Source organism: Rikenella sp. (genome assembly GCF_056799795.1).
In genome coordinates, this window is sequence record NZ_JBQIQO010000009.1 from 1 (window position 1) to 16,199 (window position 16,199).

The window sequence follows — 16,199 nt, forward strand, 5'->3', positions numbered from 1 at the left end:
AGGAGCGATTCAACTATTTCGGCTATCGCCGAAATAGAATGAATCGCGCAGGCGCGCGAAAAACTTGATTCCGAGCAAAAATCCGTCGCCCGCCCGCTTAATAGGGCATATTTTGCCGGTTGGCGGTGAGCCAATCCGGCAAGAATTGCCGCGGGCGACGGGAAAGTGCGGCGGAGCGAAAGCGGAGCCGCAGTGAGGCAGACACGGGGCGGAGAACTGGGCTGTTCTTTAGGCTGCGACTGTTCTTCGGGCGGGAAAACCGATTACGGTTTTCCCGCCGCGCTGGGCCGAGAGTGGGGCTAGGATTTGGACTGAGCTTTTGGCTGGGTTTTGAACCAAGCTTTTGCGGTTCGAAGAACCGCGCGGGCCGAAGCCTCCCGCCGCGGAGGCCCGCAACTAACGTTGCTCTGGGCCCCGCAGGCTTCGACCGCTTGAACTGAGGCGAGTAGCGCGGTTCCGAGAGGAATCGCCGTCCTCGGCGAGAGCGACGCATCAGCGGCGTGAGGGGGGCGCGCCGATGACGAATCCGACAGATTGGGGTAATAAAGAAAATGTTGCTTTTGCGGTTCGTAGAACCGCAGGAGCAAACCACAAACAAAGGGTAGAGACGTCCCGGTTCGAGTGCCAAACGGCACCGCCCCGGGCTACCGCTACGCACAGGCCAACCCACCAACGTCGGCAGCCGCGGATATAGCTGGTCAACCGCAATCGGATGTACCCACGGAATGTTCTTGTACTTCGACACGATGATAATCGGGCCCAGCGGTCTGGACAGCCGCGGCCACGGTCTTCAGTTGCGTTGCCTCTCGGAATAAACGCGCCCACTGGGCGTTCTACTGGCAGCCTCTACCCGAAAACTGGCTGGAACTACCCCCAGCAACTGGCCGGGTACCCTAAACACAGCCTCGACCCCAACCCACGGCAACCCCGACCCAGATCTACCCCAAGCAACCGGCAACAGCGGCCCGAAACCGCCCGTAACGCCCCAAACCCTTTAAGGACTACATACAAAGCCCCGAAGAGTAACCATTGATCCGTCATGGAAAACGACCTTATACAGACCGACTACCTGACCGGCCTCAATCCACCCCAGCGGAGCGCCGTCGAAAACTACGACGGCCCCTCGCTGATCATCGCCGGAGCAGGCTCCGGCAAAACCCGCGTGCTCACCATGCGGATAGCCCACATGTTGCAACGAGGTGTTTCGCCCTACCACATCATGGCCCTCACCTTCACCAACAAAGCCGCCCGCGAAATGCGCGACCGCGTCGCCAAGATACTGCCCTACGACGCCGTGCGGGGACTCTGGATGGGCACCTTCCACTCCCTTTTCAGCCGCATCCTGCGCGCCGAAGCCCAGGTGCTGGGCTTCCCCGAAGCCTTCACCATCTACGACACCGCCGACAGCCGGAACGTCGTCAAAGCCATCATCCGCCAGCTCGAACTGCCCGACGAGCAGTACAAACCCAACGACGTCTACGCCCGGATCTCGCTCGCCAAGAACAACCTCGTCCTGCCCGAAGCCTACGCCGCCAACGCCGTGCTCACCGAAGAGGACGCCCGCGCCAAGCGGCCGAGGCTGGCCGAGATTTACGCCCTCTACATGCGCCAGTGCCGGCAGAACGGAGCCATGGACTTCGACGACCTGCTGCTCTATATGAACATCCTGCTGCGCGACCACCCTGAAACCGCACGGAAATACGGCGAACGATTCCAATATATCCTCGTCGACGAGTATCAGGACACCAACTACGCCCAATACCTGATCGTCAAGAAACTGGCCGACGCCCACCGGAACATCTGCGTCGTGGGGGACGACTCCCAGAGCATCTACTCCTTCCGCGGCGCCCGGATTGAAAACATCCTGCGGTTCCAGCAGGACTATCCCGAAGCCCGGATCTTCAAACTCGAACAGAACTACCGTTCGACCCGCACCATCGTCGAGGCGGCCAACAGCGTCATCGAAAAGAACAGCCGCAAGCTGCCCAAACACCTCTTTTCCGAAAACGAACAGGGCGATCCGATTCGCGTGATCTGCGCCCTGAGCGACAAAGAAGAGGCCCAGCGCGTCGCCGGAGATATCCACACCACCCTCTACCGCGACCGCGCCACGGCCGACGAATTCGCCGTACTCTACCGCACCAACGCCCAGTCGCGCGTAATCGAAGAGTACCTGCGGGGGAATAATATTCCGTATCGGATCTACGGCGGGCAATCGTTCTACCAGCGGGCCGAAATCAAAGACGCCATCGCCTACCTGCGTTTAGCCATCAACCCGCGGGACGACGAGTCGTTGAAACGCATCATCAACTTCCCGGCCCGAGGGATCGGCGACACGTCGGTCAGCCGAATCGTCGCCGCCGCTCAGGCCGAGGGGATTTCGATGTGGGAGACCCTCCTGCGCCATACGCCGGAAGAGCTGGGAGTGCGCGGTGCGGCGATAAAGAGCCTGTCGGCCTTCGTCCGGAACTTCACCGAACTGTTCCAGCAGGCGGGTGAGATGGACGCCTACGAACTGGCCATGGAGGTGATGGCCCGGTCAGGACTGGTGGCGCACTACCGGAACAGCCCCTCGATTGAAGACGAATCGCGGTTGCAGAACGTCGAAGAGTTGATCAACTCCATCCGGGAATTCGTCGATGCGCAGTCCGCCACCGACACGGAAACGGAAGAGGAGGAGACTGTGGAGATCGACAACGAGACACCGGCTGCCGATGCACCGGAGGAGACCGCAGAGGAGGAGACGACGAAAAAAGCGGTCACGCTCGACCAGTGGTTGCAGGAGATCGCCCTGCTGACCGACATGGACGACAGCAAGGAGGACGACACGCCGCGGGTAACCCTGCTGACCGTCCACGCTTCGAAAGGGCTGGAGTTCAAGTACACCTATATTATGGGGCTGGAAGAGAACCTGTTTCCCAGCCAGCGGGGAGCCTCCTCGGCACAGGACGTGGAGGAGGAGCGGCGGTTGTTTTACGTCGCCCTGACCCGGGCCGAGAAGCGGGCGACGCTGAGCTTCGCCCTCTCGCGGTTCCGCTGGGGGAGCGTCGTGCCGTCCCAGGCGAGCCGGTTTATCAAGGAGATCGACCCGAAATATCTCGACATGCCGACCTTGCCCAACACGGATGTCTTCGGAGAGCCCGAAGACGAAAACGCCTCGTTGCGGAACCGATGGAACGCTGCGGGAGGGGTGGCGACAGGTCGTTCCAAAGGAGTGGAAGGCGATCCGCGCCCTGCCTTCCAGCGCTACCAGCGCAAGACGGCTCCGCCGACGAGCGGAAACAGTGCCGCGACGCAACCGCCGGCGGGATTCCGCAAAGTGGAATCCCGCCCCGCCTCGGGCACAGCTGCGCCGCAGGGCAAACCGTTGGATAGCGCAGGCGACCTGACCGTCGGTGCACGGGTGACCCATGCCCGGTTCGGGGTCGGCACGGTGACGGCGTTCGAGCAGACGGCAACGGATACGAAAGTGACCGTCCGGTTCGAAGCGGCAGGTGTCAAGACGCTGCTCCTGAAGTTCGCCAAACTGCGGCTGCTGTAGAGGATGAGAGGCGGTAAAACCGCCTCTCTCTCAGAATCGGTATTTCAATTTGAGTCCCAAACCCAGGAATACGCCTTCGTAATCCACCGTTTTCACCCGCTTGTTCTGATCGCACAGGAACGGATTGACGTGAATTTCCGGTTCAAGAATCAAGCCTTTATACAAAACAATGTCTTTGCTGAACGTGAGATACGCCCCGTATCGGTCGTGATACGTGGCAAACGCCTCCCCGCGATATCCTCCCTCGGATTTCGAGACGGCAAAATCGACATGGAAGCCGGCACTGAAATTCAATATCTTCGAATAGAATTTATAACCTAACCGCAGCGAAACATACTGAAGATTGTAGTTATATTCATAATATTCCACCTTAGGTCCTCCTGCGGCGTACAATTTCTCCGTATAAGAAAATTTTCGGTCAAAAACCCCAACCTCCAACCCGCTATACTTCGACAATTGCGCCTCACCGAACAAACCGTACGAGGGCGAAAATTTCCCGTCGTCCGACCCGCCCAACTGCCACTCCGGCATAAAGCCGAAACCAGCCGAGTAACGATTCTTAAAACGTTCCTGAGCCTGGGTTTTCATCCCAAATCCTGCGGTACAAACGACAATGGTCAATACAACGAATGTCTGGATATAATTTTTCATCATTGAAGGAGTTTAAGTTGTTGTACGTATTTTACGAGCACAATGAAATTTACCGAGCTCTAATATCACAAATCATTTTAAGGTATTTTGTAAAATTATATGGGCCATACGTATTGAACACTCCCGGAATCGTCCAACAATCATATTGTCCTCCCCAACCCCAATTGAGATGAATCCCATAATAACTTTTTATTCCTCTTTTGACATATTCCGATCCCTGCAAATGCCCTTCGTACCAATAATTGATTCTATACACAGAATAAGCTTCATTTTGCATAATTCCCCCTACCACCCAAGCATGGGCGCCACCATTAGCCGGATCCTCGCCTCGCATATACACCGGACGATTATTCTGTAAATTATCAATTGTCACAGTCGTTGAATAATCAATCAATTTAGTAGAAACAAATCCATAATGTTCGAATGTCCGTGGTACATTGTCACTGAAAGCACTACTCCCATTAACAGTGTAACTCACATTCAGGTTCTCTGATTTTCCTAAATCGAAAAACAGGTCACCAACGCTATTCAGCACATCGGTCGATACACCCGACCATCCATTGGACGAAAATTGACTCCAAGCATATGTCTTTCCGTTATATGACCCCTGTTGATGGAAATTCAGAATCTGAGCCACCGCCGTTGCTACACATCCCACCGGAACTCCACCGCCGTAAGTAGCTGCTACTTTCTGATTGTATGGCCATCCCTGATCCCACTTGGATTTAACCAATAACTTTTGGTAGACAGGTTCCCCACCGTCTTGATACCATTCTTCCGTGATATTGTCCACCGGCATATCAACATATTCGATACCGTTCCACACCGGATACCGGGTCTGAGGCACGGAGCTCCGGTCTCCGAATCTTCCGTATTTATATACCAGCCGATTATAGATCGAGTCGCCCCGCATCGCCTCCAGCCGATCGATTTCAGAAACCATGTACGTTTGCAGACACTGAATGAAATATTCCATACCCGGATGTAAATCATCCGAGCTATAATTCCCCTCTCCTGAAAACGCCAGCACCTCATGGATGCGTTTATCTCCGGCAAACAACGCAAACCCGGCATCTTGGCCGAAAGCAACCACATAGATTTTCGGAACGACCGTTATCGTTCCGTCGCTTTTCGTCAGAGGAACCGTCGCAACAATGGAATCCGCAATTATCGACTGTCGGCATATCTTTCCGGTTTTAGTTTTTAATTCGGTTCGACCGAGCACCTCGGCCACCGTTCGGGCTTTCTTCAAAATGTCGGCTGTCGAAAGCGCATAGTCCGTATGCAACAACACGAATCGTTCGGCCTCTTCGGCCGTCAGCACACTTTCCTGTTGTTTCGGGATTTCCGATTCCGATAAAGAGGTTTTTCGGCAGGCAGAAAACGATACGATCATCCCCGCCAAGAGAATGACACAGTTTTTCATAATTTAAAGACGAGAAATGGGTTAGTAGCGCTATAAAGATATAAAAAATCCGACAAAGACAAAGTTTCCTCTTTCCAACATGATTCAATAAAAATATTCGCTATATTTATAGTCGGATTTCGGTTCCGATTTCCGAGACTAACCCACAAAACCCGTTCGTTATGAAAAAATACCCCACCAACGAGATCAAAAACATCGTCCTGCTCGGCGCCTCGGGAGCCGGGAAGACCACCCTGGCCGAAGCGATGGCCTACGAAGGCAAAGTCGTCGAACGGCGCGGCACCGTCGAAGGGGAAAACACCCTCTCGGACTACACCGACATCGAACACCAATACAAACGGTCGATCTTCTCCACGGTCTTATACACCGAATTCAACGGCTACAAACTCAACATCCTGGATACGCCGGGGGCGGATGATTTCTGCGGCGCCTTGTTCTCATCGTTCAAGGTGGCCGACGTGGGGGTGATGCTGCTCAACGCCCAGAACGGGTTCGAAGTGGGGACGGAGATACAGGCCCGGTATGCGCGGCGGCACGAAAAGCCGGTCATTGCAGCGGTCAACCAGCTGGATGCGGAGAAAGCGAATTGGGAACAGACCATCGAAGAACTGCGCGCCAACTCCGAGGCTCCGATCGTCGTGGTGCAGTATCCGGTCAATCCGGGGCCCGGGTTCGACGCTTTCGTCGACGTGCTGATGATGAAGATGTACCGCTTCAAAGGAGATTCGGGCGAGCGGGAGGAGCTACCGATACCGGACGAAGAGATGGAGCGCGCCAGGGAGCTGAACAAAGCGCTGGTCGAAGCGGCGGCTGAGAACGACGAAGCGCTGATGGAGCTCTACTTCGAGAAAGGGACGCTGACGCAGGACGAGATGCGGTCGGGGATCAAACTGGGGCTGGCCAAGCGGGACTTGGTGCCGGTCTTCTGCCTCTCGGGTCGGCGCGACATCGGCGTGAAACGGCTCATGGAATTTATTATCAATGTGGCTCCGGGGCCGCTCAAGGCACCGAATTTCCGACTCATCGGCGGCGGCGACGTGCAGGCGGATGCAGGTGGGCCGGTGTCGATTTTCGTCTTCAAGACGGCCGTCGAGCCCCATTTGGGCGAGGTGGCTTTCTTCCGGGTAATCAGCGGGACGCTGACCGAGGGGATGGAACTCACCAATATGGCCACGGGCAATAAGGAGAAGATCGGACAGATATTCGTCAGTGCAGGACGGAACCGGGTGAAGGTGACGGAGCTGTGCGCCGGGGATATCGGGTGCACGGTGAAACTCAAAGCGACGCGGGTGAACCACACACTGAACGGGGCGGGGGCGGAATGGCAGATCAACCTGATCGGTTTTCCGCAGCCGCGGTTCCGGACGGCTGTCAAGGCAAAAAACAGTGCGGAGGAGGAGAAGTTGGGCGAACTGTTGATCCGGGCGACGTATGAAGACCCTTCGATCGGCGTCGAGTACTCCAAGGAGCTGAAACAGACGATCTTGTCGGGACAGGGGGAACACCACCTCAACATCCTCAAAGCGCAGCTGGCGGGGACGCATAAGATCGAGGTGGAATACTTGACCCCGAAAGTGCCTTATCGTGAAACGATTACGAAGCAGGCGGCGGCCAACTACCGGCACAAGAAACAGTCGGGCGGCGCCGGGCAGTTCGGCGAGGTCTCGCTGGTGATCGAGCCGTACACGGAGGGGATGCCGGCGCCGTCGAAGTACAAGATCGAGGGGCGGGAGCAGGTGATGAACATCAAGTCCACGGAGGAGGTCGAATTGGAGTGGGGCGGGAAGCTGGTCTTTTGCAGCGCCATTGTGGGCGGGGCGATCGACGCGCGATTCCTGCCGGCCATTATGAAGGGGATTATGGAGAAGATGGAGGAGGGGCCGCTGACGGGCTCGTATGCGCGGGACATCCGCGTGGTGGTCTACGACGGGAAGATGCACCCGGTGGACTCCAACGAAATTTCGTTCAAGCTGGCGGGGCGCAATGCTTTCAAGGAGGCTTTCCGCAACGCAGGGGCGAAGATCATGGAGCCGATCTACCAGATCGAAGTGCTCGCGCCGAGCGACAAACTGGGGGATGTGATGAGCGACCTCCAGAACCGTCGGGCGATCATCGAGGGGATGACCAGCGAAAAGGGTTTCGAGACCTTGACGGCGAGGGTGCCGCTGGCCGAGATGAACCGATACTCGACCTCGCTGAGCTCGCTGACGGGCGGGCGGGCCACCTATACGATGAAATTCGCAGGCTACGAGCAGGTTCCGGCCGAGGTGCAGGACAAGCTGCTCAAGGCATACTCCGATACAGATAAGGAGGAGTAGCCCGTTGATTTTTCGATGAATTTCCGTGCGGGAGAGAGCTCATAACGGCTGTTCTCCCGGGCGGAAATTCGTTTTTTCCGCCGTTTGATTACTTTTGTCGAACCAAACTTCTGTGGGACATGTGGAGAAAAGTGTTATTCGGCCTGGCGCTGTGGTTCAGCGCGGCCCAGGCAGCAGCCGAAGGATTGAAAGTCATCGTTCGGAACGATGCGGGCGAGGCGTTGCCGTACGCCTATCTGTACGTAGGCAGGAAAGCGGTGGCGGTGACCGACTCGCTCGGCGTAGGGACGATTCCGTCGGCGAAACTCGCCGCAGGGGATACGGTCGGCGTCAGCTACGTGGGGGCGAAACCGCAGCGGGCCGTCTATGACGCGGCGATGCAACAGCGGGGCGTATGGAACGTCGCTCTGGTCGAGACGATCCGGCACTCCCTGACCTCGGAAGAGGTGACCGTTTATCCCGACCTCGCCGACTTTTTCAACCGAAGTCTGAAACGAGTGCCGGTCATCTACTACCGGCACACCCTGTGCGGCCGCTTCTCCGTCACCGACCGTCCCAACACCGTGACCGGAACCGTGGCGGCGACCCAGACCCATCGCCGGCAATACCACTACTATCCGAAAAAAGAGATCGCCACGCAGGACGACACCACAGGCATGGGCAGCGAGAACCTGGAGAAACTGCTGCACATGGGCCTCGTCCAACCGGTCGCAACGGTCAGCACGGTGAATGCAGCGAACCGGAACGCCCGTTACAGCTACCTCGGGCGGGAAGACTCCTGCCACATCTTTCGCGTCGCCTTCCCGCAGCTGGGCTACTACCGCCGCGCCTACTCCATGCAGTTCATCGTCCGGATCGGCATCGACGACCGGCTGATCCGCCGCGTGCAGTCGCACATCGTGAACCTGAACGACGAAACGTGGTGGACCCGGAGCGACATCCGCTATACCCGCTCGCCGCTGCGTCGTTTCGGCCGACCCGAGACCCTGGCCGTCACGCAGATAACGGTCGAATGGCCCAACGGAGGCGTCACGCTGGCCGAACCCCGTCTCTTCGAGGTCGGTGCAGCGCCGGCCGCGGCGGAAATACAGAACAGATAACCCCCATGAAGAAGAAAAAGATACACATCGTCACCCTCGGGTGCGCCAAGAACCTCGTCGATTCGGAACACCTGGCCGGCCAGCTCGACGCGGCCGGCTGGGAGGTAGTCTACGACAGCGACTCGACCGACGCCCGGGTGGTGGTGATCAACACCTGCGGCTTTATCGGCGATGCCAAAGAGGAGTCCGTCAACACCATCCTGCGGTTCGCCGCCGCCAAAGAAGCCGGAGATATCGAGCACCTGTTCGTGATGGGGTGCCTCAGCGAGCGATACCGCGACGAACTGAGAGACGAACTGCCCGAAGTCGACGCATTTTTCGGCGTCAGAGACCTGAGCGACATCCTGCGCGCCGTGGGAACGACCTACCGCGACGAGCTGCGCGGCGAACGGCGGCTGACCACACCCGCCCACTACGCCTACCTCAAGATTTCGGAGGGATGCAACTGGGGGTGCGGTTATTGCGCCATTCCGTTCATTCGGGGGCGGCACGTTTCGGTGCCCTTCGAAGAGCTGATCGACGAAGCGACGACACTCGCCCGGAAAGGCGTGCGCGAACTCATCGTCATCGCCCAGGACACCACCTACTACGGCATCGACCTCTACGGACAGCGGAGACTCGGAGAGCTGCTGCGCGCCTTGTGCCGGATCGACGGCATCGAATGGGTGCGGCTGCACTACGCCTACCCCGCACACTTCCCGCAGGAGGTGATCGACGCCATGCGCGACGAGCCGAAAATCTGCAAATATCTCGACATTCCGTTGCAACACATCTCCGACCGGATGCTCCACTCCATGCGGCGCGGCCTGTCGAAAGCCGAAACCATCGACCTCATCGGCCGACTGCGGCGCGAGATTCCGGACATCGCCCTGCGAACGACCCTGCTCGTGGGCTACCCGGGCGAGACAGAAGCGGATTTCGAGGAACTGCTCGACTTCGTCACCGCCTCGCGATTCGACCGACTCGGCGTCTTCCCCTACTCCGAAGAGGAGGGCACATACTCCGCCACCGAGCTCGCCGACGACATGCCGGAAGCGGTCAAAACGGAACGCGTCGAACGCATCATGGCCCTGCAACAAGAGATTGCCCGACAGAAAAACGAACGGCTCGTGGGACAGGTGCGCCAGGTGATCATCGACCGGCGCGAGGGCGATTTTTGGGTCGGTCGCACCCAATACGACTCGCCGGAAGTAGATCAGGAGGTGCTGATCGCCTCCACCGCACCGCTCGCCCCGGGCACCCTGACCGACATCCGGATCACCGCAGCGGACGACTACGACCTGCGCGGCGAACTCGCCGGAACGGACAGGTAAAGCCCGTATTTGTAAATCCCGCCGAAAAACCGTAGCTTTGCGGTACGGATAAGCGGACGGACAATGGCAGAGATGTCGGAACAAAGCCTCATCGAACGCGTCGAGCGCAACATTCAGCGTCTTTTGGCGCAGAACGCCGAACTGCGGGAGGCCAATGCCGCGCTGGGGGCGGAGAATGCACGGCTCCACGCGCAAACCGCGGCACAGGGAGAGGAGATCGCCCGGTTGCAGGCGGATATGGATCGGCTCCTCCTGCGCAAATCGGTTACCGAAGTGGCCGGAGGAGTGCGGGCGGCCAGACTCCGTATCAACCGCTTACTGAAAGATGTGGATCGTTGCATCGCACTGATGAACAAATAATATCCGGCGCCCGATTCGCTACGGAAAACGATTCCGGCGGAGCCTTTCGGACATCCCGATGACCGAACCGCCGTGCGGGCACGAAAAACGGCACGGATATTGCAGCAGATAAAGACAAGAGGTATGGAACGGAAGATGATGAAGATACGCGTAGAGATTGCCGAACGACCGTACCGACTGACCATACCTGCCGACGAAGAAGAACGGGTGAGACGCGCCGCCAAGCAGATACGCGACCAGATCGAAAACCTGAAACGCAACTACGAAGCCTCGCTGACCGAATACCTCGCGATGGCCGCCATGCGGATTTCGATCGAAAACGAAGAGAACAAAGAGCGCCTGCGGATGAGTCCGGAAGCGCTGCGGCTGCGAGACCTCGCCTCGGAACTCGACCGATGGGTCGGAGAGGGAGACGGCAACGACGGAACCGGAGACCCGATCGTCCAGGTTCCGGCACCGATCGTCAAACCGAAAAGCAAACGAGGACGGCCCCGGAAAAACCGGACCGACTCCGACTCCTAACCGGCGCACGAGACACACAGACACTTCGGCGAACAGCAGCCTTTCGGGGTCGCGACAGTTCGCCCGACCTCCGGGCCTCCGCCCCATGATGACTTCAGCGGAACCGGAACAAACGTTCTTTCGGGAAACAGACGAATCGACGGAGCCCGTTGTTTTCGCCCGACGAAAACAACGGGTCGCCCGCTCCCATCCACCCACGCCGCACATCGCGCGGCTGGCAGACAATCGGGGGAGCGGCCGGATTGCCGGAGGCCTGTCGGCCAAAAAGACAGACAGGCCTCCGACATTTCCTCCTCCGCCCCGGCGTCTCACCTTTTCCGGTACATACCAGAAGAAACCGAAAATGCCCGCATGGTTTCCTTTTGCTTTGCGATACTCAACACTAACTACTTGGAGCACAACAACTCTATGGACGTAGGACAGGCCTTACCCCGTTTCGGCGGGTTTCTGTATTCCAAACGCCGCCCGAGCGCGGCGGCAGAACGTTGGAAGTCCCAAATCCACAGGCAGCTCCACCCATGATTTGACCGGAGTTATTCGTCAAACCATCAAAGGAAGCCATGCTTTTTTTATGCCTATACCAAACCAAAACAACTAAATAACCAAACCACACACACGAATGGATATACTGATCATAATTGTGAGTGCCGTCGTCGCCGCAGCCGTGGTAGGATACGCCACTTACATGTTCACCTACAAATCGACCGAAAAGCGGCGCACCGCCATCCTGCGCGAAGCCGAACAGGACAGCGAGATGCTCAAGAAGGAGAAAATCCTCCAGGCCAAGGAGAAATTCCTCCAGATGAAAGCCGAACACGAAAAACAGGTCGCCGAGCGGAACACCCGGCTGCAACAGATCGAAACCAAGATCAAACAGCGCGAAACCCAGCTCAACCAGGAGGGCGAACAGCTCAACAAACGCATCAAAGAGTTCGAAAGCACCCGATCCAGAGTCGAAAGCGAACTGCAATCGCTCGCCGGGCGTAAGGAAGAGCTCGACCGGCTGACCAAAGAACAGATCGTCAAACTCGAACAGATCAGCGGCCTCTCCATCGACGAAGCCAAGGCCCAGCTCATCGAACAACTCAAAAGCGAAGCCAAGAGCGAAGCGGCCGCTTACATCAACGACATCATCGACGAAGCCAAGATGACCGCCAACAAGGAGGCCAAGAAGATCGTCGTGCAGAGCATCCAGCGGGTGGCTACCGAGGCCGCTATCGAGAACTCGGTGACGGTTTTCAACATCGACTCCGATGAAGTCAAGGGGCGGATTATCGGCCGGGAAGGGCGGAATATCCGGGCTTTGGAGGCGGCGACGGGTGTGGAAATCATCGTCGATGATACTCCTGAGGCGATTATTTTGTCGGGATTCGATCCGGTGCGGCGGGAAATCGCGCGGCTGGCACTGCATCAGTTGGTGACCGACGGGCGTATCCACCCGGCGCGTATCGAAGAGGTCGTAGCCAAGGTGCAGAAGCAGATCGAAGAAGAGATTGTCGAGGTCGGGAAACGGACGGCGATCGACCTCGGGATTCATGGTTTGAACTCGGAGCTGATTCGGCTGATCGGGAAGATGAAATACCGCTCTTCGTATGGACAGAACCTCTTGCAACACTCGCGCGAGGTGGCAAATCTCTCCGGGATTATGGCGGCAGAGTTGGGGCTGAATCCGCAGCTGGCGCGACGTGCCGGGCTCTTGCACGACATCGGAAAGGTGCCGGACGACGAGCCGGAACTGCCGCACGCCATGATCGGGATGAAACTCGCCGAAAAATTCAAGGAAAAACCGGAGGTCGTCAATGCCATCGGGGCGCACCACGACGAGATCGAGATGACCACCCTGATCGCACCGATCGTACAGGTTTGCGACGCCATCTCGGGCGCACGGCCGGGGGCAAGGCGTGAAGTGGTGGAAAGCTATATCAAACGTTTGAAGGAGATGGAAGATATCGCCATGGCGCATCAGGGAGTGCTGAAGACCTACGCCATCCAGGCGGGGCGCGAGTTGCGCGTGATCGTCGGAAGCGAAAAGATCAGCGACCAGCAGGCCGAAACCTTGTCGCACGACATCGCCAAGAAGATTCAGGACGAAATGACCTATCCGGGACAGGTGAAAATCACCGTCATTCGGGAAACACGGTCGATCAGCTACGCCAAGTAGGCATAAACACAGGGCGATTCTATTTGCCACAGGGGCGGCGGTTTGTACAAACCGCCGCCCTTTTTGCACGCTATTTGCAGAAGAATAGCGTCAAAAACACCTATCGCCTTATGAAAACCCGAATCCTGACCGCCGCCTTGCTCGGCGGCCTGCTGACCCTCGGCGCCCTCGCGCCGACCGAAGCCTGCACCCGCGCCGTCTACCTCGGCCCGAACGGAATGATCGTCACCGGGCGCACCATGGACTGGCGCGAAGAGATGCCCACCAACCTGTGGCTCCTGCCCCGCGGCATCGAACGCATCAGCTACGACCGCGGCCCCCATCTGACCTGGACGTCGAAATACGGCAGCGTCATCGCCGCCTCCTACGACATCGGCACCTCCGAAGGGATGAACGAAAAAGGGCTCGTCGCCCAGCTGCTCTACCTCACCGAGAGCCGCTACGACCGTCCCGGCCCCGACGACCGACCCGTGATGGGGATGAGCATCTGGTGCCAGTACGTGCTCGATAACTTCGCCACCGTCTCGGAAGCCGTCGCCGAACTGAAGAAAGACCGCTTCCGGATCGACGCTCCGAACATGCCCGGCGGACAGGCCTCCACGATGCACATGGCCATCTCGGACAGCACCGGCAACAGCGCCGTGATCGAATACCTTGACGGCAAAGTCTCCATCCACGAAGGACGCCAGTACCAGGTGCTGACCAACTCGCCCAGCTACGACCAGCAACTGGCCGTTCGCGACTACTGGGCCCCGATCGGCGGCCTCAACATGCTGCCCGGGACGAACAAATCCTCCGACCGGTTCGTCCGCGCCAGCTTCTATATCAACGCCGTCGAACAGACCGACGACCCGAAAAAAGCCGTCGCCGCCGTCTTCAGCGTCATGCGCTCCGTGTCGGTGCCGCTGGGCTTTTCGGCTCCCGGACACCCGAACAACTCCTCGACCCGCTGGCGGTCGATCAGCGACCAGAAAAACCGGATCTACTACTTCGAAACGACCCTCGCTCCGGCCATCCTGTGGGTACCGCTCGACGAAGCCGACCTGCGTCCCGGCGCTCCGGCACGGAAACTGACCCTCACCGGAGGCGAAGAATATGCCGGGAACGCCCTCGCGAAGTTCCGCAAAACCGCCCCCTTCTCCTTCCTGTTCGAGATACCGGCGAACTTCAGCCTCTGATCTTCTCCCTCCGGATTTCCCGTTCCCGCGGTGCGTCGTTTCCCCGAATCTTCATTCGACACGCGCCGCGGGAACGATTTTGTTTGAACCGAACCCGAAAAAAGCGTAATTTTACAGAGACGCAGGCGGGCGGAATCTCCGCGCCTCCTGCCGAGCCCAAACTTTTTATCAATCAACACAATATGTTTACTCCCGAAATCTATACGGCCCGCCGGGCGGCCCTGCGCAAGAAACTCAAGAGCGGCGTGATCCTCCTGCCCGGCAACCTCGACTCACCGATCAACTACCCGGCCAACGTCTACGACTTCCGACAGGACAGCAATTTTCTCTACTACTTCGGCCTCGCCCAACCGGGATTCGTAGGGGTCATCGACGTGGATCGCGACACCGACTGCCTCTATGCCGACGAGTGGACGATGGACGACCTGATCTGGATGGGGCCGCAACCGACCGTGCGCGAACGGGCGGCACTGGCCGGCGTCGGTTCGGCAGGGAGCTTGCAGGAGCTGGCGGCAACGCTCAACAGCGCGATCAAAAAGGGGCGCAAGGTGCACTACCTGCCGCCGTACCGGAGCGCGACGAAACTGCAATTGTCGGCTTGGCTCGGCATCGCGGCCGAGCGACTCAAAGACCACGTATCGCGCGACCTGATTCGTGCCGTGGTCTCGATGCGCGAGATCAAAGGGCCGGAAGAGATCGCCCAATTGGAAGAGGCGGCCCTGACTGGTTACAAGATGCACACGACGGCCATGACGATGTGTCGCGAGGGGATCGGCGAACGGGATATCGCCGTCGAGCTGGAGCGGATTGCAGGACAGGCGGGCGGGAGACTATCGTTCCGCAGCATCGTGTCGCAACACGGCGAGACGCTGCACAACCTGAGCTACGACGGGCGGCTTCGGGCAGGCCGGCTGCTGCTCATCGACGCGGGTGCCGAGACGGCGATGGGCTATGCGAGCGACCACACGCGGACGATTCCTGTCAGTGGTAAATTCACGCAGAAACAGCAGGAGATTTACGACATCGTGCTGGCCGCGAACGCCAAGGCACAGGAGTTGGCACGACCGGGGGTGACCTATCAGTCGATTCATCTGGCCGCGATGCGGGTGATTGCAGAGGGATTGCGGGCCTTGGGACTGATGAAAGGCGACTCGGCAGAGGCGGTCGAAGCGGGCGCTGCGGCCCTCTTCATGCCGCACGGACTGGGGCATCAGATGGGACTCGACGTCCACGACATGGAGGAGTTGGGCGAGAAATACGTGGGTTACGACGACGCGACGACGCGGAGCACGCTCTTCGGACTGGGAGCGTTGCGAATGGGCAAGGCGTTGAAAGCCGGTCATGTGGTGACGGACGAACCGGGGATCTACTTCATCCCGGCTTTGATCGAGAAGTGGGAGCGGGAGCGCATCCACACAGCCTACATCGACTTCGCGAAGCTGCACGACTACTTCGACTTCGGCGGGATCCGGCTGGAGGACGACATCCTGATTACGCAGAACGGCAACCGTCTGCTGAGTCGTCACCGAGCACCGATCACGGTCGCCGATGTCGAGAAAGCGATGGCGAAATAGCCCGCTCTCCACTCTTCTCACGAGCACCCCTTATAACGCTGGCGCCGATAGGAAA

The 16,199-nt window shown here is 58.4% G+C and carries 11 protein-coding genes; 9 read left to right on the forward strand and 2 right to left on the reverse strand.

What is annotated here, in order from left to right; genetic code table 11:
- The first annotated feature begins 1,039 nt into the window (after window positions 1-1,039).
- Window positions 1,040-3,541, forward strand: a complete 2,502-nt coding sequence (locus ACTO3O_RS03635; RefSeq protein ID WP_297830054.1) for an ATP-dependent helicase — start codon at window positions 1,040-1,042, stop codon at window positions 3,539-3,541.
- A 30-nt stretch (window positions 3,542-3,571) separates the two neighbouring features.
- Here ACTO3O_RS03635 and ACTO3O_RS03640 read toward each other — a convergent pair whose 3' ends face one another.
- Complete coding sequence (locus ACTO3O_RS03640; RefSeq protein WP_297830053.1) at window positions 3,572-4,195, reverse strand: hypothetical protein; 624 nt, start codon at window positions 4,193-4,195, stop codon at window positions 3,572-3,574.
- A gap of 46 nt (window positions 4,196-4,241) precedes the next feature.
- Window positions 4,242-5,618 carry a C10 family peptidase gene (locus tag ACTO3O_RS03645; RefSeq protein WP_297830051.1) on the reverse strand — a complete coding sequence of 459 codons (1,377 nt, stop codon included), beginning with the start codon at window positions 5,616-5,618 and terminating at the stop codon, window positions 4,242-4,244.
- Window positions 5,619-5,779: 161 nt separating this feature from the next.
- On the opposite strand from ACTO3O_RS03645, the gene ACTO3O_RS03650 reads away from it, so the two are divergent.
- The 8 genes from ACTO3O_RS03650 to ACTO3O_RS03685 all read left to right on the forward strand — a co-directional run bounded on the left by ACTO3O_RS03650 (window position 5,780) and on the right by ACTO3O_RS03685 (window position 16,144).
- The gene (locus tag ACTO3O_RS03650; RefSeq protein ID WP_297830049.1) at window positions 5,780-7,936 is read left to right on the forward strand and encodes an elongation factor G2; all 2,157 of its coding nucleotides are present in this window, start codon (window positions 5,780-5,782) and stop codon (window positions 7,934-7,936) included.
- Window positions 7,937-8,055: 119 nt separating this feature from the next.
- Window positions 8,056-9,036 carry a hypothetical protein gene (locus ACTO3O_RS03655; RefSeq protein ID WP_297830047.1) on the forward strand — a complete coding sequence of 327 codons (981 nt, stop codon included), beginning with the start codon at window positions 8,056-8,058 and terminating at the stop codon, window positions 9,034-9,036.
- A gap of 5 nt (window positions 9,037-9,041) precedes the next feature.
- The gene (gene rimO, locus ACTO3O_RS03660; protein WP_297830045.1) at window positions 9,042-10,349 is read left to right on the forward strand and encodes a 30S ribosomal protein S12 methylthiotransferase RimO; all 1,308 of its coding nucleotides are present in this window, start codon (window positions 9,042-9,044) and stop codon (window positions 10,347-10,349) included.
- Window positions 10,350-10,412: 63 nt separating this feature from the next.
- Window positions 10,413-10,709, forward strand: coding sequence for a hypothetical protein (locus ACTO3O_RS03665; RefSeq protein ID WP_297626636.1), 297 nt, complete (start codon window positions 10,413-10,415; stop codon window positions 10,707-10,709).
- A 123-nt stretch (window positions 10,710-10,832) separates the two neighbouring features.
- Window positions 10,833-11,231: a cell division protein ZapA gene (locus ACTO3O_RS03670; protein WP_294591822.1), complete on the forward strand. Its 399-nt coding sequence runs from the start codon at window positions 10,833-10,835 to the stop codon at window positions 11,229-11,231.
- Between the two features lie 619 nt (window positions 11,232-11,850).
- Window positions 11,851-13,392: a ribonuclease Y gene (gene rny, locus ACTO3O_RS03675; protein ID WP_294591824.1), complete on the forward strand. Its 1,542-nt coding sequence runs from the start codon at window positions 11,851-11,853 to the stop codon at window positions 13,390-13,392.
- A 110-nt stretch (window positions 13,393-13,502) separates the two neighbouring features.
- On the forward strand, window positions 13,503-14,570 hold the full coding sequence (locus ACTO3O_RS03680; RefSeq protein WP_297830042.1) for a linear amide C-N hydrolase: 1,068 nt from the start codon (window positions 13,503-13,505) through the stop codon (window positions 14,568-14,570).
- Between the two features lie 182 nt (window positions 14,571-14,752).
- The gene (locus tag ACTO3O_RS03685; protein WP_297830040.1) at window positions 14,753-16,144 is read left to right on the forward strand and encodes an aminopeptidase P family protein; all 1,392 of its coding nucleotides are present in this window, start codon (window positions 14,753-14,755) and stop codon (window positions 16,142-16,144) included.
- The last annotated feature ends 55 nt before the right edge of the window (window positions 16,145-16,199 follow it).

Bases quoted from the DNA above. Each gene is read 5' to 3' on its own strand.
- ACTO3O_RS03635 (WP_297830054.1), top strand. From the start codon at position 1,040: ATGGAAAACGACCTTATACAGACCGACTACCTGACCGGCCTCAATCCA.
- ACTO3O_RS03640 (WP_297830053.1), bottom strand. From the start codon at position 4,195: ATGATGAAAAATTATATCCAGACATTCGTTGTATTGACCATTGTCGTT.
- ACTO3O_RS03645 (WP_297830051.1), bottom strand. From the start codon at position 5,618: ATGAAAAACTGTGTCATTCTCTTGGCGGGGATGATCGTATCGTTTTCT.
- ACTO3O_RS03650 (WP_297830049.1), top strand. From the start codon at position 5,780: ATGAAAAAATACCCCACCAACGAGATCAAAAACATCGTCCTGCTCGGC.
- ACTO3O_RS03655 (WP_297830047.1), top strand. From the start codon at position 8,056: ATGTGGAGAAAAGTGTTATTCGGCCTGGCGCTGTGGTTCAGCGCGGCC.
- rimO (WP_297830045.1), top strand. From the start codon at position 9,042: ATGAAGAAGAAAAAGATACACATCGTCACCCTCGGGTGCGCCAAGAAC.
- ACTO3O_RS03665 (WP_297626636.1), top strand. From the start codon at position 10,413: ATGGCAGAGATGTCGGAACAAAGCCTCATCGAACGCGTCGAGCGCAAC.
- ACTO3O_RS03670 (WP_294591822.1), top strand. From the start codon at position 10,833: ATGGAACGGAAGATGATGAAGATACGCGTAGAGATTGCCGAACGACCG.
- rny (WP_294591824.1), top strand. From the start codon at position 11,851: ATGGATATACTGATCATAATTGTGAGTGCCGTCGTCGCCGCAGCCGTG.
- ACTO3O_RS03680 (WP_297830042.1), top strand. From the start codon at position 13,503: ATGAAAACCCGAATCCTGACCGCCGCCTTGCTCGGCGGCCTGCTGACC.
- ACTO3O_RS03685 (WP_297830040.1), top strand. From the start codon at position 14,753: ATGTTTACTCCCGAAATCTATACGGCCCGCCGGGCGGCCCTGCGCAAG.